Origin of the sequence: Acidovorax sp. JHL-9, from assembly GCF_000426205.1 — a bacterium.
Lineage (GTDB): Bacteria > Pseudomonadota > Gammaproteobacteria > Burkholderiales > Burkholderiaceae_C > Acidovorax > Acidovorax soli.
In genome coordinates this window covers 1-17,265 of record NZ_AUEX01000026.1, presented here as the reverse complement: position 1 = coordinate 17,265, position 17,265 = coordinate 1, and the positions used below count along the sequence as shown (strand labels likewise).

At 62.7% G+C, this 17,265-nt stretch carries 13 protein-coding genes and 2 pseudogenes; 13 read left to right on the top strand and 2 right to left on the bottom strand.

Annotated elements, in window-relative coordinates:
* Positions 1-57: 57 nt before the first annotated feature.
* The 7 genes and pseudogenes from K225_RS0115220 (at position 58) to K225_RS0115185 (ending at position 8,357) form a co-directional block, all read left to right on the top strand.
* A complete protein-coding gene (locus K225_RS0115220; RefSeq protein WP_238323246.1) occupies positions 58-1,212 on the top strand; it encodes an ABC transporter substrate-binding protein in 1,155 nt (384 codons plus the stop codon).
* Positions 1,213-1,251: 39 nt separating this feature from the next.
* On the top strand, positions 1,252-2,346 hold the full coding sequence (locus K225_RS0115215; protein ID WP_026437205.1) for a porin: 1,095 nt from the start codon (positions 1,252-1,254) through the stop codon (positions 2,344-2,346).
* Positions 2,347-2,446: 100 nt separating this feature from the next.
* The gene (locus tag K225_RS0115210; RefSeq protein ID WP_026437204.1) at positions 2,447-3,643 is read left to right on the top strand and encodes an ABC transporter substrate-binding protein; all 1,197 of its coding nucleotides are present in this window, start codon (positions 2,447-2,449) and stop codon (positions 3,641-3,643) included.
* 46 nt (positions 3,644-3,689) lie between these two features.
* Positions 3,690-4,463, top strand: a complete 774-nt coding sequence (locus K225_RS0115205) for a 3-hydroxybutyrate dehydrogenase (protein ID WP_026437203.1) — start codon at positions 3,690-3,692, stop codon at positions 4,461-4,463.
* 8 nt (positions 4,464-4,471) lie between these two features.
* Positions 4,472-5,362, top strand: a complete 891-nt coding sequence (locus K225_RS22815) for a MaoC family dehydratase N-terminal domain-containing protein (protein WP_369794867.1) — start codon at positions 4,472-4,474, stop codon at positions 5,360-5,362.
* 13 nt (positions 5,363-5,375) lie between these two features.
* A pseudogene (locus K225_RS20945) lies at positions 5,376-7,270 on the top strand (acetoacetate--CoA ligase).
* Between the two features lie 34 nt (positions 7,271-7,304).
* Entirely contained in the window at positions 7,305-8,357 is a 1,053-nt protein-coding gene (locus K225_RS0115185; protein WP_026437202.1) for a zinc-binding dehydrogenase, read from the top strand.
* 290 nt (positions 8,358-8,647) lie between these two features.
* On the opposite strand, the gene K225_RS0115180 is transcribed toward K225_RS0115185, so the two are convergent.
* On the bottom strand, positions 8,648-10,078 hold the full coding sequence (locus K225_RS0115180) for a short-chain fatty acyl-CoA regulator family protein (RefSeq protein ID WP_026437201.1): 1,431 nt from the start codon (positions 10,076-10,078) through the stop codon (positions 8,648-8,650).
* A 114-nt stretch (positions 10,079-10,192) separates the two neighbouring features.
* Here K225_RS0115180 and K225_RS21825 point away from each other — a divergent pair, with 114 nt between their 5' ends.
* Genes K225_RS21825 through K225_RS0115155 form a run of 5 tightly spaced genes read left to right on the top strand, consistent with a single transcriptional unit; the run spans position 10,193 to position 16,459 of the window.
* Positions 10,193-10,588 (top strand): acyl-CoA thioesterase, encoded by a 396-nt coding sequence (locus K225_RS21825; RefSeq protein WP_081679706.1) that lies wholly within the window; start codon positions 10,193-10,195, stop codon positions 10,586-10,588.
* Entirely contained in the window at positions 10,585-11,739 is a 1,155-nt protein-coding gene (gene prpC / locus K225_RS0115170) for a 2-methylcitrate synthase (RefSeq protein ID WP_026437199.1), read from the top strand. The genes K225_RS21825 and prpC overlap by 4 nt, the downstream gene beginning before the upstream one ends.
* A 30-nt stretch (positions 11,740-11,769) precedes the next feature.
* Entirely contained in the window at positions 11,770-14,397 is a 2,628-nt protein-coding gene (gene acnD / locus K225_RS0115165; RefSeq protein ID WP_026437198.1) for a Fe/S-dependent 2-methylisocitrate dehydratase AcnD, read from the top strand.
* Complete coding sequence (prpF, locus tag K225_RS0115160) at positions 14,397-15,578, top strand: 2-methylaconitate cis-trans isomerase PrpF (RefSeq protein WP_026437197.1); 1,182 nt, start codon at positions 14,397-14,399, stop codon at positions 15,576-15,578. The genes acnD and prpF overlap by 1 nt, the downstream gene beginning before the upstream one ends.
* 20 nt (positions 15,579-15,598) lie before the next feature.
* Positions 15,599-16,459: an oxaloacetate decarboxylase gene (locus K225_RS0115155; protein ID WP_026437196.1), complete on the top strand. Its 861-nt coding sequence runs from the start codon at positions 15,599-15,601 to the stop codon at positions 16,457-16,459.
* Here the strand turns inward: K225_RS0115155 and K225_RS20940 are convergent.
* Positions 16,450-16,929: pseudogene (locus K225_RS20940) on the bottom strand (LysR substrate-binding domain-containing protein); the annotation flags it as partial. The gene K225_RS0115155 and the pseudogene K225_RS20940 sit on opposite strands and share 10 nt — an antisense overlap.
* A gap of 52 nt (positions 16,930-16,981) precedes the next feature.
* Here K225_RS20940 and K225_RS20935 point away from each other — a divergent pair.
* Positions 16,982-17,265, top strand: a 284-nt coding sequence (locus K225_RS20935) for a transposase (protein ID WP_034712810.1), incomplete at its 3' end; no start/stop codon positions are given.

The window sequence follows — 17,265 nt, the reverse complement described above, 5'->3', positions numbered from 1 at the left end:
TTCTCCGGTACTTTTTTTCAGGAGACAAGCATGTTCAAGACTACAAGAATGCACCAAATGCTCGCCGCAGCCGCGCTGCTGGCCGCACTGCCCCTGGGCGCCGCGGCCCAGGCCAGGGACCCCATCAAGATCGGCCTTGTGTCGACCAAGTCGGGCGCCTATTCAGCCATGGGTGCGCATGTCATCAGCGGCGTCAAGTTTGCCGTGGACGAGGCCAACGCCAAGGGCGGCGTGGACGGCCGCAAGATCCTCCTGGCCGAGGGCGACGATGAAAGCACACCCGACGCCGGCCGCCGCGCCGCCGAGAAGCTGGCACGCGAAGGCCACAACCTGCTGATCGGCCCCATCGCCTCGTCGATCTCGCTGGCCATCAGCCAGAACCTGGCGCGCTGGGACGCGGCGCTGATCGGCACCATCTCCAAGGCAGACCGCCTGACCACGGACGCCTGCAATGCCCGCTTCATCCGCACCAACCACTCCGACGCCATGGACCTGGCGATGATCGGCGAGTGGGCCAAGACCATCAAGGGCAACAATTTCGCCATCATGGCGGCCGACTACGTCTGGGGCCACGATTCGGCCAAGGCCTTCGAATCGACCATCAACGCCCAGGGCAAGAAGGTGTCGCTCAAGCTCTTCGTGCCCATGGGCACCAAGGACTACGCGCCCTACATCCAGCAGCTCAAGGCCGCCAATGTCGATGCCATCTGGGTGGCCGAAGTGGCGGGCGCCATCCCCTTCCTCAAGCAGGCCACCGACTTTGGCCTGAAGACGCCGATGATCGGCCATGCCGTGGTGTCCGACTTCATCATCAACGCCACCGGCAAGCTGATGGAGGGCATGCCGGGCAACGTGGGCTACACGCCCGACGTCGATTCCACGGCGTCCAAGGCCTTCGTGGCGGCCTTCAAGGCCAAGCACAACCGCCTGCCGTCCGACACCGAAGCCCAGGCCTACAACGGCGCCATGGTGCTGTTCCAGGGCGTGACACTGGCCAAGAGCGTCAAGCCCGAAGACGTGACCAAGGCCCTGCGCGGCGCCACCGTGGACACGCTGTACGGCAAGGCCACCGTGCGCGCGGCCGACAACCAGATGCTCATTCCCAACTACGTCGCCCGCGTGAAGATGGCCGACGGCGTGCTGCGCCCTGTGATCGAGCAGAGCTATCCCGCTTCGATCGCGCCCGCCGCCTCTGCGCTCTGCAAGATGTAAGCAAATCACCCGCCCCACAAAAACAACCAAGGAGATCCCATGCAACGCACCCCCCTGTCACTCGCCAGCACCCTGGCCCTGTGCTGCACCCTGGCTGCCCCCGCGCACGCCCAGAGCGACGTCACCCTCTACGGGCTGATCGACGCAGGCGTCGAGCACCTCAACCACACCAGCGCCGGCGGCGGCATCACGCGCATGCCCAGCATCGCCGGCTCCGCCGCCTCGCGCTGGGGCCTGCGTGGCAGCGAAGACCTGGGCGGCGGCCTGAAGACCGTGTTCACGCTGGAATCGGGTTTCGCCCCGGACAACGGCAGCTTGCAGCAAGGTGGACGCGCCTTCGGTCGCCAGGCCTTCGTCGGCCTGTCCGGCGGCTGGGGCACGGTGTCGCTGGGGCGCCAATACTCCATGCTGCTCCCCGGCTCGGCCAACACCGACATCTTCCTGGCGCAGATCTACGGGGCGGGCGCGTTCGACACCTACCTGGCCGGCCCGCGCCTGGATAACTCCATCGCCTACCTCGGCAAGTTCAGCAGCGTCACGCTGGGCGCGCTCTACAGCCTGGGCAAGGATGCGCAGACCTGCCCGGGCGAGCGCGGCCGGGGCAGCGAGTGCCGCGCCTGGTCCGCCGTGCTGAAGTACGACGCGCCCACCTGGGGCGTGGGCACCTGGATCGACGAGCAGCGGGGCCTGGACGGCAGCCGCGAAACGCCCGCCACCGCCGACCTGAGCGGCAAGAAGGACCAGCGCCTGGCCCTGAGCGGCTACACCCTGCTCGGCCAGACCAAGCTGACAGCCAACTACATGCAGCGCAAGAACGACGCGGCGTTGAATGCGTACCGCAAGAGCAACCTGTGGTCGCTGGGCGTGGCCCACCCGGTCACGCAGGCCATCACGCTGGAGGCTCAGTACTACCACTTCGACTACAAGGACAGCGCCGACGGCGGCAAGATGCTGGCGCTGCGCGGCACCTATGCCTTCTCCAAGCGCACGACCGCCTACGCCACGGTGGGCGCCCTGCGCAACGACGGCAACGCGCGCTTCTCGCCCTCGGTGGGCGTGAGCAACACCGCGCTGGCGCCCGTCGCGGGCCAGAACCAGACCGGCCTGATGGTCGGTCTGCGCCACGCCTTCTAAGCCCGTGCCCCGGGGCGGCGCTGCGCAGACACGTGCTCCGCCTCGTTCCCCAAGGAAGTGACGGCACTCCCCCACCCACCTACCCACGAAGGAGACAAGTATGTCCCTGCATTCCCGCCATCTCGCCATCGCGCTCGGCCTGGCTGGCCTGATGAGCCTGCCCACCCAGGCACAGGACAAGATTCGCATCGGCTTTCTGACCGACATGTCCAGCGCCTACGCCGATCTGGACGGCAAGAACGGCGCCATGGCCATCCAGATGGCCATCGACGACTTCGGCGGCAAGGTCAACGGCCTGCCCATCGAACTCCTCAGCGCCGACCACCAGAACAAGGCCGACATCGCCGCCTCCAAGGCGCGTGAGTGGATGGACACCCAGAACATCAGCATGCTCGTGGGTGGCACCAACTCGGCCGCCGCCCTGGCCATGGCCAAGCTCGCGCAGGAAAAGAAGCGCGTGTTCATCGCCAACGGCCCCGGAACCTCGGCGCTGACTAACGAGCAGTGCTCGCCCTACACCATCCACTACGCCTGGGACACCACGGCCTTGGCCAAGGGCACGGCGGGCGCACTGCTCAAGCAGGGCTACAAGAACTGGTTCTTCCTTGCCGCCGACTACGCCTTCGGCGAGGCCCTGCAGCGCGACGCGACGAGCGTGATCAAGGCCAACAACGGCCAGGTCATAGGTGGCGTCAAGCACCCGCTGGGTGCCGCGGATTTCTCGTCCTTCCTGGTGCAGGCGCAGAACTCCAAGGCGCAGATCCTGGGCATCGCCAACGGTGGCAGCGACATGATCAACGCGCTCAAGGCCTCGCGCGAGTTCAGCATCGGCAAGAGCATGAAGGTCGCCAGCCTGATGCTGTTCCTGGTGGACGTGCACAGCATGGGCCTGAAGAATGCCGAGGGCCTGCTGTTCACCACCAGCTGGGACTGGAGCCTCGACGATGAGAGCCGCCAGTTCGGCCGCCGCTTCTTCGAGAAGGCCAGGCGCATGCCCACCGACATCCAGGCGGCCAACTACTCGGCCACCATGCAATGGCTCAAGGCAGTGCAGGCCCTCAAGACCACGGATGCCGACAAGGTCATGGATTGGTTCAAGAAGACCCCGCTCAAGGACTTCTACGCCCAGGGCCATGTGCGCCCCGATGGCCGCTATGTGCACAACATGTACCTCATGCAGGTCAAGGCGCCCGCCGAATCGACCATGCCCTGGGACTATGTGAAGCGGATCGCCACCATGCCGGGCGAAGAGGTCTTCACCACCAAGGCGGAATCACGCTGCGCTCTGTGGAAGTAATCCGCAAGCCTGCCTGTTCTGCCGCAACACCACACCAACAGACAGCATGAGTCTCAGCAACAAAACAGCCCTGGTGACAGGCTCCACCAGCGGCATCGGCCTGGGTATCGCCAAGGCCCTGGCCCAACAGGGCGCCAACCTGCTCATGAACGGCTTTGGCGACGTGCAGGCCGCCATGCAGGAAGTGGCGGCACCGGGCGGCCGGGTTGAACACCATCCTGCCGATCTGGCCAGGCCTTCGGATATCGCCGATCTGATGCGCTTCGCCAGCGACCGGTTCGGCAGGGTGGACATCCTGGTGAACAACGCCGGCATCCAGCATGTCGCTCCCCTGGAGGATTTCCGCGCCGAACACTGGGACGCCATTCTGGCGGTCAACCTGAGCGCGGCCTTCCACACCACTCGGCTCGCCTTGCCCGCCATGCGGGCCGCGAACTGGGGCCGCATCATCAACATCGCCTCGGTGCATGCCCTGGTAGCTTCGGTGAACAAGGCGGCCTATGTCGCGGCGAAGCACGGCATCGTCGGGCTGACCAAGACCACTGCGCTGGAGACCGCGACCTCGGGCATCACCTGCAACGCGATCTGCCCGGGCTGGGTGCGCACGCCGCTGGCGCTCAAGCAGGTGCAGGACAGGGCCCAGGCGCTGGGCATTGACGAGCAGGAGGCCACCCGCATGTGCCTGGGTGAAAAGGAGCCTTCCATGCAGTTCACGACGACCGAGGACATCGGGCAACTGGCCCTGTTCTTCTGCTCTCCCGCAGCGGCCAATGTGCGTGGCGTGGCCTGGGCCATGGACGGCGGCTGGACCGCGCAGTAAGGGGCGCCATGCTGGATCTCTCGCTCAAGGGCACAGACCTCACGCCATTCAGCGCCGGGGTGGACTGCGACCGCCTGCGCTTGTTCGCCCTGGTGACCGGTGAGGAAAACCCGTTGTTCTGGGACGAGGCCGCGGCACAGGCCCGTGGCTACCCTTCTCTGCCGCTGCCCCCCACCTTCCTGTTCTGCCTGGAAATGGCAGGTCCCCGGCCGATGGAGGTGTACGAGCGCCTGCGGGTCAACTATGCGCATGTGTTGCACGGGGAGCAGCACTTCGCCTACCACCGCCTGGCCTTTGCGGGGGAAACGCTGCACTTCAAGCCGCGCATTGTCGATCTCTATGAAAAAAAAGACGGCGCCCTAGGCTTCATCGTCTGGGAGACCCGTGTCGAGGCCCGCGACGGCGCGCCCGTGGCCGATCTGCGCAGCGTGATGATCGTCCGCCCGCCGCAGCCCCAAAGCGGGCACCCCGCCCCGCGCGCCACCGCTCCCGCTGCGGAGCCCGGCCTGCCCGGCCTGGCGGCAGGCCCCATCACCCGGCACCAGTTGGGTCTGTATGCCGGTGCATCGGGGGACTACAACCCGCTGCACATCGACATGGACTATGCACGCCAGGCCGGCATGCCCGATGTCTTCGCGCACGGCATGCTGTCGGCCGCATACCTGGCGCGTGTGCTCACCCGCTGGGCGGAGCCTGCGGCGCTGCGGCGCTTCAGCGTACGTTTTGAAGCCATCACCCACATCGGTGACGAAGTGCATTGCCAGGCCCGCGCAACCGGCCACTGCATCGAGCACGGTGAACCCTGCCTGACCCTGGCATTGACCGCACGCAACCAGGCGGACGAGACCAAGCTCACCGGCACTGCGGTGGTCGCCGCCGCAGCGCGGAGCGCCCCCTGATTTTCAGCTTGCCATGCCCAGCACCGTGCCCCCCTCTACCGCCGACATCCTCTGGACGCCCGGCCCCGAGCCACTGCAGTCCAGCCGCCTGGTGCAATACCAGGACTGGCTGGCGCAGGAAAAAGGCGTTACCACCCACGATTACGCCGGGCTGTGGCGCTGGTCGGTCGAACACCGGGATGAATTCTGGCAGTCGATCTGGAGCTATTTCGACATCCAGGCCGATGGCGAACGCGAGCCCGCGCTGGGCCGGCGCAGCATGCCGGGCGCCGAGTGGTGTCCCAAGGTCCGGGTGAATTTTGCCGAGCATGTGTTCCTCCGTGCCATGTCCCAGCAACCGGCCGTGATCGCACGCAGCGAGGATGTGCCGCTGCAGCACATTGCCTGGGCCGAGCTGGAGCGCGCCACCGCAGCACTGGCGGCCACGCTGCGCGGCTGGGGCGTGGGGCCGGGCGACCGTGTGGCGAGCTACATGCCCAACCGCCCCGAAACGGTGATCGCATTTCTGGCCTGCGCCAGCATCGGCGCCGTATGGTCCAGCTGCGCGCCCGACATGGGGGCGCCTGTCGTGCTGGACCGCCTGCGCCAGATCGAGCCCAAGGTACTGTTCGCCGTGGACAGCTACCGCTACAACGGCAAGCCGTACGACCGTACCCGGGAAGTCGCGCAATTGCTGGCCGAGTTGCCCAGTGTCGAGCATGTCGTGCAGGTGGATGGGCCGCTGGCGCAGGAGCGCGCGGTCGATTGGCGCCAGCGCACGGGCTGGCAGGCGACCGTGGCCCGGGATGCCTCACCCCGTTACGAGCGCCTGCCTTTCAGCCACCCGCTGTGGATTCTCTACTCCTCGGGCACCACGGGGCTGCCCAAGGCGATGGTGCACGGCCATGGCGGCATCCTGCTCACGCACTTAAAGGAAATGGCGCTGCATAACGACCTGCGGCCCGGCGAGCGTCTGTTGTTCCTGGGCAGCACGGGCTGGGCCGTGTGGAACCTGCTGGTGGGTGCCCTGGTCACGGGCGCCTCCATCGTGCTGTACGACGGCCATCCCTCCTGGCCCAGCGGCGATGCCCTTTGGCGCTTCATCGACGAGCAGGAAGTCGCGATGTTCGGCACGGGGGCGGCCGTGCTCCTCGCCCACAAGAAGGACGGGCTGCAGCCCCGGGATTACGCGCCGCTGAAGAAGCTGCGCACCATCCTCTCCACGGGATCGCCCTGCCGGTGCATGCCGGAGATATCCAGTGCGCGGAGCTGGGCGTGGCCGCCTACGCCTTCAATGAACGGGGACAGGCGGTGATCAACGAGGTGGGCGAACTGGTGATCACCCAGCCGATGCCGTCGATGCCGCTGTATTTCTGGAACGACCTCGACGGGCGGCGCTACCGCGAGAGCTACTTTGAGGTATACCCTGGGGTATGGTGCCACGGCGACTGGATTCGTTTCACGACCTATGGCAGCTCGGTGATCTATGGCCGCTCCGACAGCACCATCAACCGCTACGGCGTCCGCATCGGCACGGCGGAAATCTACCGGGTGGTGGAGGAACTCCCCGAGGTGCTTGACAGCCTGGTCGTGGACCTGGAGTACCTGGGGCGCCCCTCCTTCATGCCCTTGTTCGTCGTGTTGCAGCCGGGCGTGGCCTTGGACGCCCCGCTGACCGAGCGCATCCGGCAGCAGATCCGCACCAAGGCATCGGGCCGCCATGTGCCCGATGCGGTGGTCCAGGTGGGTGAGATTCCGCGCACGCTGAGCGGCAAGAAGATGGAAGTGCCGATGCGCAAACTGCTGCTGGGCGCCCTCCTGTCCCAGGTGGCCAGCCCGGACGCCATGCAGAACCCCCACAGCCTGGACTTCTTCGCCACGTACGCCAAGGCGCTGGACCTCGGCGGCCCGGGCGGGACGGCGCTTTGATCTTGAACGGTACTTCACGAGGACAGACCAGACCATGAAAGCAGCATTCATTACCGGCCATGGCGGCAACGAAGTCGTCGAGGTGCGCGAGCACCGCCTGCCCGAGCGCGCGCCCGGCGAGGTGCTCGTGCGCGTGCAGGCCGCCACCCTCAACCAGGTAGATCTGTACATGCGCAACAGTGGCGCCGGCATCACGCACCGCCTGCCGCAGATCCTGGGCCTCGACGCGGCCGGTGTGGTGGACGCCTGCGACGCCAGCGATCCGCTGCTGCGCCCGGGCCAGGAGGTGGTCATTCACCCCGGCGTGGGCTGTGGCCGTTGCGAGTTCTGCCAGCACGGCGACAGCGCACTGTGCACGCGCATCCAGTTCCTGGGCGAGCACCGCGATGGCACGTTCGCCCAATGGATTCAGGTGCCGGCGACACAGGTGTTTCCCAAGCCCGCCCACCTGACTTTTGCAGAGGCGGCCGCCCTCGGTGTCAACCACCTCACAGCCTGGCGCATGCTGTTTTCCAAGGCGCGCCTGCAGCCCTGGGAAACGGTGCTGGTTTTCGGTATCGGCGGCGGCGTCTCGTTGGCCGCCCTGCAACTGGCCAAGGCTATCGGCGCGCGCGTGATCGTGACCTCGCGCGACGACGCCAAACTCGAACGCGCCCTGGCGATGGGGGCCGATCACGGAATCAACAGCCAGACCCAGGATGTGGCGAAGCAGGCCATGGCCCTTACTGACGGTCGGGGAGTGGACGTGGTGTTCGAGAACACGGGTGCTGCCACCTGGCCATCGGCCATGAAATCGCTGGTGCGCGGCGGCCGACTCGTCACCTGCGGCGCCACCACAGGAGACCAACCCGGTGCCGACCTGCGCCGCCTCTTCGTGCGCCAGTTACAGATCTTCGGCTCCAGCCTGGGAAGCTATGGGGAGTTCCACGACATGCTCGGCTTCGTGGATCGCACCAGCCTGCGCCCGCTGATCGACAGCACTTATGCGCTGGACGATATCCACGCTGCACTCAACCAGTTGGAGTCTGGTGCGCAATTCGGCAAAGTGGCCCTGCGCATCAACGGCCATGATGCACATCACGAGTAAGAACGCATGGACGCGGGCGACGGCCTTGCCAGCCTTGCGGCGATGTTTGAGCATTTCGTTGCCGCGCCAGCGCGCAGGCGTGCGGCCGGCGAAACCTTTGCCATACTGGCGTCTCAGGGCGACTTCCCCTTGCCGGGTATTCCCGGGTACCCGAGGGCGCCTCTTTCAAGTGAGGGAGCAGCATTGGAAATGCGCTCCCCTCCGGGGTTGAGCCCAGGCTGCCCGGCCCTTAGCCCCTCGTATTTGCAGTGACTGGTTTGGAATGAGTAAAAGAGAAACCGCTCACAACACTAGCCTCCACTCGCCGCATGAGGTTTGGCGCCGTATGGCATCACTCGACTGTGGTTTACGTCCACCTCCAGTGGTCGACCAATGAACGGAAATGCGCGCTGCTGACACTGCTCGCGCTCGCATACCTTACAGCCCATGCCGATGGGCGTTGCGGCATAAGGATCGCTCAGGTCTAAACCCTTGCTGTAAACCAAGCGGGTGGCGTGATGCACGTCACACCCCAGTCCAATCGAGAAGGTCTGTCGAGGCGTGCCATAACCTACCCCGCCGCGCGAGACTGTGCGGGCTATCCACAGGTAACTACGCCCGTCGGGCATGCGTGCGAGTTGCGGAAGGATTCGCTCGGGCTGCGCAAAGGCCTCGTATACATTCCAGAGCGGACAGGTGCCGCCTGTGCGACTGAAGTGGAAATTCGTGGCTGACTGGCGCTTGGAAATATTGCCGGCCCGGTCAACGCGCACGAAAAAAAATGGGATGCCAGGAGCCTCGGCACGCTGAAGTGTGCTGAGGCGGTGGCAGACGGTCTCAAAACCTACGCCAAACTTTTGGCCCAGCAATTCGATGTCGTAGCGTAAGGTCTCCGCTGCGTGCAGAAAACGGCCATACGGCAACACCAGCGCGCCTGCAAAGTAGTTGGCCAACCCAATCTGCGCGAGCTGGCGTGCCGCAGGATCGCCCTCCAGAGTGACGTCTGTCGTGAGTTTTTCGAAAAGCGGCCCATGCTCTAAAAGCGCCAACTGGGTGGCCATCTGAAATGCTTGCTGACTTCGCTCGAGTACGCTCGCGAGGCGGAGTATTCGCATTTCGCTGTCGTATCGACGCTTGCTAGTCGCATCGTCGTCCACAGTCAGTACACGTACACCGTGTGTATGTACCAGCCGCTGAATGAGCCAGTCAATAAGTGCCATGCCACTTTGCTGCATCTGGGTCGCCAGTGTCTCAGCCGCGCGGTCTACAGGATCGAAATAGTTCTTGTGTGCAAAAAAGAAGTCGCGTACTGCCTCGAATGGCATCGTACGTCGTGGCACATTGCCTGAGCGATCATCACCAAACGTTGCAGCCATAGCGTCAAGCTGCTCCGAGGCTTCCACCCCCCTTCTGTAGAGCGCCAACAAAGCCCTTCCCAACTTGGGCATCTGCGCCGCGACCTCGCGGATTTCGGTCAACGCCACAGGCTCTGGGGCATCAGCCAACGCCTCTTGCATGCCTGCCACGAGCCGCGACTCCTCGTCCTCAGAGAACTGTTGTACGTCGACTCCAAGCGTGCGATGGATCTTCAACAGTACAGATACCGTGAGTGGTCGCTGGTTCTGCTCAAGTTGGTTGAGGTAGCTCGGTGACAGCCCAAGAGCGTGGGCCATAGCGATCTGCGATAGGCCGCGTTCAGCGCGCATCGAACGCAGGCGGACTCCCATGAAGGTTTTTTTCATGGCGTATTTTCAATTAAATAATTCGCAAAATTCGCAATTATTAAATTTTTCATTGGCATGAATTCACTCTTTTAGGACTGGAGCGGGATCCATATTTTGCGTAAATTGCGAATTATGACAAGCCTAAACGGAAGCGCCGAGATGCATGCAATGGTCCTGCCATCCCATGCCAACCACCATCACACTTTGTTTGCGGGTCAGGCATTGCGTTGGTTGGCCCAGGCGGCTTTCCTCGCCGCCCGCAACCGAGCACAACGTGAAGTGGTGGTGGCTGCAGTGAGCGGTGTCGACTTCCGCATGCCGGTGCCTGTGGGTCACAGCCTCATGCTGCGCGCCCATGTGAGTCGTGTAGGCCGCACTTCTATGACCGTGTACGTCCGTGGTCTGAGTCAAGCGCCTGGTGCGCCGACTGACGAAGCCCTGCAGGCCGTGTTTGAAATGGTCGCCGTTGACGCAGCCGGTCGCCCCCACCCCATTGATCCACTTTCGCATCATCAGGAGACACCATGAGCACCACCGAAACTACGGGTTTCAAGCCAAAGAAGTCTGTTGCGCTGTCGGGCGTTACTGCAGGCAACACCGCACTGTGCACGGTCGGCCGTACCGGCAATGACTTGCACTATCGGGGCTACGACATTCTCGACATCGCCGAGGTTTGCGAGTTCGAAGAGGTCGCGCACCTTTTAGTTCACGGGAAGCTGCCCACACGAGCAGAGCTCAAGGCTTACAAGGCGCGTCTCAAAGCCCTTCGCGGCCTACCGGCCAGTGTGAAGGACGCACTCGAGAAACTGCCGGCCGGTGCTCACCCCATGGACGTGATGCGTACCGGTGTGTCGACCCTGGGCTGCGTGCTGCCCGAGAAAGATGATCACAATCTTCCCGGCGCGCGTGATATTGCTGACCGGCTCATGGCTTCTCTGGGTTCAATGCTGCTTTACTGGTATCACTTCAGTACGCAAGGCAAACGCATCGACGTGGAAACCGATGACGAATCAATTGGCGGTCACTTCCTACATCTGCTGCATGGCGAGACGCCTCCGGAGAGCTGGGTGCGTGCAATGCATACCTCACTGAACCTTTACGCTGAGCATGAATTCAACGCGTCTACTTTCACGGCGCGCGTCATCGCTGGAACGGGTAGTGACATGTACTCGTGCATCGCGGGTGCTATCGGCGCCCTGCGCGGCCCTAAGCATGGCGGCGCTAACGAAGTTGCGTTCGAAATCCAGAAGCGCTATGACAACCCGGACGAAGCCGAAGCTGACATTCGTGCCCGCGTTGAGCGCAAAGAAGTCGTCATCGGGTTCGGCCATCCGGTTTACACCGTGAGCGATCCACGCAACGTGGTTATCAAGCGTGTGGCGAAACGACTGTCAGATGGAGCTGGCTCCACCAAGATGTATGACATTGCGGAGCGGCTGGAGTCGGTGATGCTGGAAGTCAAGCAGATGTTCCCTAATCTCGACTGGTTCAGCGCCGTGAGCTATCACATGATGGGAGTTCCGACCGCTATGTTCACGCCACTGTTCGTGATCGCACGCACCAGTGGCTGGGCCGCTCACGTGGTGGAGCAGCGAGTTGACAACAAGATCATCAGACCCAGTGCGAACTACACCGGCCCAGAGGATCTCGACTTCGTTCCTATCGAGAGCCGCAAGTAATCACGGGAAGAGTCATCAACACCCAATCTCATGAATACTAAATACCGCAAAAAGCTGCCGGGAACGCAATGGAACTACATGGATGCGCGCGAGGCGGTTGAGACATTACGAACTGGTGCCTGGGCAGGGCTGCCCTATACCGCGCGCGTACATGCCGAAAACCTTGTGCGGCGGGCAGATCCGGCACGACTGGACAACTATCTTCTGCAACTGATTGAACGCAAGCGTGAGATCGACTTCCCATGGTATCCCGTGCGTGTGGTCTGTCACGACATTCTTGGGCAAACGGCGCTGGTGGACCTAGCTGGCCTGCGCGATGCTATCGCCAAGGAAGGCGGCGACCCAGCTCAGGTGAACCCTGTGGTACCTGTTCAATTGATCGTGGATCACTCCCTGGCCGTGGAGTGCGGTGGCTTCGACCCCAATGCTTTCGCTAAAAACCGCGCTATCGAGGATCGCCGTAATGAGGATCGCTTCCACTTCATTGAATGGACGAAGAAGGCCTTCGCCAACGTGGACGTGATCCCCGCAGGCAACGGCATCATGCACCAGATCAACCTGGAGAAGATGTCACCCGTGGTCCACGTGCAAGATGGCGTGGCATTTCCCGACACCTGCGTGGGGACCGACAGCCACACCCCACACGTAGATGCGCTGGGCGTGATCGCCATCGGCGTGGGTGGTCTGGAGGCCGAAAACGTGATGCTAGGCCGCGCCTCCTGGATGCGCCTGCCCAGCATCGCAGGCGTAGAGCTCAAGGGCCGCCGGCAACCTGGCATCACCGCGACCGACATCGTGCTAGCCCTGACCGAATTCCTGCGCAAGGAAAAGGTAGTGGGCGCGTACGTCGAGTTCTATGGCGAAGGCGCCGAGAGCCTGTCCATTGGCGACCGGGCCACCATTTCGAACATGTGCCCTGAATACGGCGCCACCGCTGCACTGTTCTCTATCGACGAACAGACTTTGGAATACCTGCGTCTGACAGGCCGTGAGGAGAACCAGGTGCAGTTAGTGGAAACCTATGCCAAGACAGCCGGCCTCTGGGTCGACAGCCTGCGCAATGTGCAGTACGAGCGCGTACTGAAGTTCGACCTCTCGACCGTCGTGCGCAACATGGCTGGCCCCTCGAATCCGCACCGTCGCCTGCCGATCTCGGCGTTGGTGGATCGAGGCATTGCCGGTGCCATCAAGCTCGAAATGGCCCGCGCCGATGAGGCCGAGGGCCGGATGCCCGACGGCGCCGTGATCATCGCCGCCATCACCAGCTGCACCAACACCAGCAATCCGCGCAACGTAATCGCCGCCGCGCTGCTGGCGCGCAATGCGAACCGGCTGGGCCTCACGCGCAAGCCCTGGGTCAAGACATCGCTTGCGCCCGGTTCCAAGGCGGTGAAACTGTACTTGAAGGAAGCAGGGCTGTTAGGCGATCTGGAGGCATTGGGATTTGGCATCGTCGCCTTCGCCTGCACCACCTGCAACGGAATGAGCGGCGCGCTCGATTCCAAGATTCAGCAGGAAATCATCGACCGTGGTCTATACACCACCGCCGTGCTCTCGGGCAACCGTAACTTCGACGGGCGCATCCACCCCTATGCCAAGCAGGCATTTCTGGCCTCGCCGCCGCTGGTGGTGGCCTATGCCATCGCTGGCACGGTGCGCTTCGACATCGAGAACGATGTCCTGACGATTGTGGACGGCAAGGAAATCCGCCTGAAAGACATCTGGCCCAGCGATGAAGAGATCGACACCGTGGTCCAGGCCGCAGTCAAACCCGCGCAATACCGCGCCGTGTATGAGCCGATGTTCGCCCTGCGGGTGGACGATGGTGAACGTGTGGCTCCTCAATACGACTGGCGTCCAATGTCCACCTATATCCGCCGTCCTCCGTACTGGGATACGGAAGGCGTCGGCGCCCTGGCTGCCTTTCCCCGCACACTCAGGGGCATGCGTCCGCTGGCCCTGCTGCCGGACAACATCACCACGGACCACCTTTCCCCCTCCAACGCTATTCTTATGGACAGCGCGGCTGGTGAGTACCTGCACAAAATGGGTCTGCCCGAGGAGGACTTCAACTCCTACGCCACGCACCGTGGTGACCACCTGACGGCCATGCGCGCCACCTTCGCCAACCCGCAGCTCATCAACGAGATGGTCGTGGTGGATGGCAAGGTGCAGAAAGGCTCCCTTGCCCGTGTGGAGCCCGATGGACAGGTGGTACGTATGTGGGAAGCCATTGAGACCTACCTGAACCGCCGTCAGCCGTTGATCATCATTGCTGGCGCTGACTATGGCCAAGGCTCTAGCCGAGACTGGGCGGCCAAAGGTGTTCGCCTGGCGGGCGTCGAGGTGGTGGTTGCCGAGAGCTTCGAGCGCATCCACCGCACCAACCTGATCGGCATGGGGGTGTTGCCGCTGGAATTTCAGCCCGGCACCACCCGGATGACGCTTGGACTTCACGGTACGGAAACCTTTGACGTCAAAGGAGAGCGCACACCGCGTTCGGAGCTAACGTTGGTGATTCATCGCAAGAGTGGCGAGACGGTGCAGGTGCCAGTGAACTGCCGGCTCGATACTGCCGAAGAGGTCTCTGTCTATGAGGCTGGGGGTGTTTTGCAACGTTTCGCGCAGGACTTCCTTGCGGAGAAAAGGGCTGCATGATGGTCGCTTCACCACAAATCAGAATTCCAGCCACCTACATGCGTGGAGGGACCAGCAAGGGTGTTTTTTTTCGTCTTGAAGACCTGCCATCCGCAACGCAGCAAGCGGGTCCTGCACGAGACCGCTTGTTCCAGCGCGTCATCGGCAGTCCGGACCCCTATGCTGCACAAATCGACGGCATGGGCAGCGCCACGTCTAGCACCAGTAAGTGTGTGATTCTTTCGAAAAGCAGACGCCCTGGGCACGACGTGGACTACCTCTATGGTCAAGTTGCCATTGATAAAAACATTGTTGATTGGAGCGGCAACTGCGGCAACTTGTCGACAGCGGCCGGCGCGTTCGCAATCCATGCGGGCTATGTCGAAGCGATGCCGCGCGATGGCATCTGCACTGTGCGTATCTGGCAGGCCAACATCGGCAAAACCATCGTAGCTCATGTTCCGGTTCTCAACGGGCAAGTCCAGGAGACAGGGGACTTTGAACTCGACGGCGTGACCTTCCCAGCAGCAGAGATCGTGCTCGAGTTCATGGAACCAGCAGACGATACCGATGGTGACGGTGGCATGTTCCCAACGGGGCAGGTAGTGGACGAATTGGAAGTGCCGGGCATCGAAATGCTCCAGGCTACGTTGATCAACTCGGGCATTCCCACAATCTTCGTCAATGCCGCTGACATTGGCTACACCGGTACCGAGCTGCGCGAGTCCATCAACGGCGATACCACTGCGTTGGCGCGCCTCGAGTCCATCCGCGTGGCAGGCGCATTGCGCATGGGTCTTATCCACACGGCCGAGGAGGCCACGACTCGGCAGCACACACCCAAAATCGCCTTCGTGGCTCCTCCGGCCGACTATACCGCGTCGAGTGGCAAGCGTGTGCGAGCTCAGGATGTGGACATTCTCGTTCGCGCGCTCTCCATGGGTAAGTTGCACCACGCCATGATGGGCACGGTATCGGTCGCCATTGCCACTGCGGCCGCTGTGCCGGGCACGCTGGTGAATCTTGCGGCTGGCGGTGGCGCGCGCCACAGCGTGCGCTTTGGCCACCCTTCTGGCCAGCTGCGCGTCGGCGCCGAGGCGAACCTGGTTGACGGTCAATGGACCGTTACCAAGGCCGTCATGAGCCGCAGTGCGCGCATCCTCATGGAAGGCTGGGTGCGCGTGCCCAATGACAGTTTCTGAATTTAGATTGTGATAACTTAATGTCCACCCGCAAGCAACTCAAATCCCTTGTCGAGGCCCGCCGCGGCGTACTGGTACCCGGCGCGTTCAACGCACTGTCTGCGAAGGTCGTGGAAGACCTGGGCTTCGAGGCCCTCTACGTTACCGGTGCCGGAGTTACCAACATGTGGTTCGGTATGCCCGATCAAGGCTTCATGGGTCTTTCAGAGATCGCCAACCACACAGCCCGCATACGTGATGCGGTGAGCCTGCCACTCATAGTAGATGCCGACACAGGCTTCGGGAACGCGCTCAACGTGTACCACACCGTACGCACGCTGGAAAGAGCCGGTGCCGACTGCATTCAGTTGGAAGACCAGGTTTCACCCAAGCGCTGCGGTCATTTCTCGGGCAAGGAAGTTATCTCGACGGAAGAGGCGGTGAGCAAGATCAAGGCCGCTGTGGATGCACGACGCGATCCGGATTTCCTCGTAATGGCGCGCACCGACGCGGCAGCTACGCACGGCTTTGAGGCTGCCGTAGAGCGAGCGCAAAAATTTGCAGAGGCAGGCGCGGATATCCTTTTTGTAGAGGCCGTAACCAAGGCCGAGGAGGTACGTGCACTGCCCCAACGCTTGGCCAAGCCGCAGCTGATGAACATGGTCATAGGCGGCAAGACCCCTATGTTCGGCGCCGAGGAGCTTGGCCGACTGGGCTACGGTATCGTGCTTTACGCCAACGCTGCGTTACAGGGCGCAGTGCATGGCATGCAAAAGACGCTCGCCACCCTAAGAGACGACAAGCAAGTACTTGAAAGCAGCGGCTTGGTCACCTCGTTCACCGAGCGTCAGCGCCTAGTCGGTAAGCCAGACTGGGACGAGCTAGAGAAACGCTACACCTGAGAATGAGATAGCGTTCTTGCCAGGAGCACGAAGGCTTGTACGTAATCGGTGTTCATGTCCAACTCGCGTACGCCAAGGTAGATCTGCTTGGCAATCCCTTGTGGTCCTAGACGCACAGGCTTCACGGGCATCTTGCACGCGTACTCTTCGACAAGCCAGCGTGGAAGCGCGGCGACGCCGCGCCCGCTGGCTACCATCTGCAACATGATGTCGGTGGTCTCGATGGTCTTATGCCGGCGTGGACTCACACCAGCAGGCGATAGGAACTGGGTGTAAACATCCAGCCGATCCGGCGAGACCGGGTAGGTAATTAAAACCTCATTTAACAGGTCACGGGGGGTGATATGCGGTGCGCTGGCCAGAGCATGGTCGCAGGCCACCACAAGCACTTGTTCGTAGTCGAACACAGGCTCGAAGTGCAATCCGGGCTTGAACAAGGGGTCAGGCGTGACCAGCATGTCAATCTCATGAGCCTGTCAGAAAGTTTGTGTGTGAGGCATAGCATGTCAACAAGGAGCATGAATGCCACGCAAGACGAAGACCACCGCATCAGCGGACAAGGCGGCGCAGCCGCAATTCTCAGCCGAGCTGCTTGAGCAACTCATTCCCGGGCCAGTCACGCCAGCCGAGCTTGAGGGCATCTTCCAGCAGTTCAAGAAGTCGGTGCTTGAGCGCGCGCTGGGCGCGGAGATGAGTCACCACCTGGGCTACGCCCCCGGCCAGGCCAAGCCCGAAGGGGCTGCGGCCAATCACCGCAACGGCAAGAGCGCCAAGACCGTGCTGACCGACGCCGGCGCTCTGCGCAT

What these genes read in the sequence shown, in the direction of transcription:
- K225_RS21825 (WP_081679706.1), top strand. Translation starts at nt 10,193, where the DNA reads ATGACAAGCCTAAACGGAAGCGCCGAGATGCATGCAATGGTCCTGCCA.
- K225_RS0115210 (WP_026437204.1), top strand. Translation starts at nt 2,447, where the DNA reads ATGTCCCTGCATTCCCGCCATCTCGCCATCGCGCTCGGCCTGGCTGGC.
- K225_RS0115215 (WP_026437205.1), top strand. Translation starts at nt 1,252, where the DNA reads ATGCAACGCACCCCCCTGTCACTCGCCAGCACCCTGGCCCTGTGCTGC.
- K225_RS22815 (WP_369794867.1), top strand. Translation starts at nt 4,472, where the DNA reads ATGCTGGATCTCTCGCTCAAGGGCACAGACCTCACGCCATTCAGCGCC.
- K225_RS0115180 (WP_026437201.1), bottom strand. Translation starts at nt 10,078, where the DNA reads ATGAAAAAAACCTTCATGGGAGTCCGCCTGCGTTCGATGCGCGCTGAA.
- K225_RS0115185 (WP_026437202.1), top strand. Translation starts at nt 7,305, where the DNA reads ATGAAAGCAGCATTCATTACCGGCCATGGCGGCAACGAAGTCGTCGAG.
- acnD (WP_026437198.1), top strand. Translation starts at nt 11,770, where the DNA reads ATGAATACTAAATACCGCAAAAAGCTGCCGGGAACGCAATGGAACTAC.
- K225_RS0115205 (WP_026437203.1), top strand. Translation starts at nt 3,690, where the DNA reads ATGAGTCTCAGCAACAAAACAGCCCTGGTGACAGGCTCCACCAGCGGC.
- prpF (WP_026437197.1), top strand. Translation starts at nt 14,397, where the DNA reads ATGGTCGCTTCACCACAAATCAGAATTCCAGCCACCTACATGCGTGGA.
- prpC (WP_026437199.1), top strand. Translation starts at nt 10,585, where the DNA reads ATGAGCACCACCGAAACTACGGGTTTCAAGCCAAAGAAGTCTGTTGCG.
- K225_RS0115220 (WP_238323246.1), top strand. Translation starts at nt 58, where the DNA reads ATGCTCGCCGCAGCCGCGCTGCTGGCCGCACTGCCCCTGGGCGCCGCG.
- K225_RS0115155 (WP_026437196.1), top strand. Translation starts at nt 15,599, where the DNA reads ATGTCCACCCGCAAGCAACTCAAATCCCTTGTCGAGGCCCGCCGCGGC.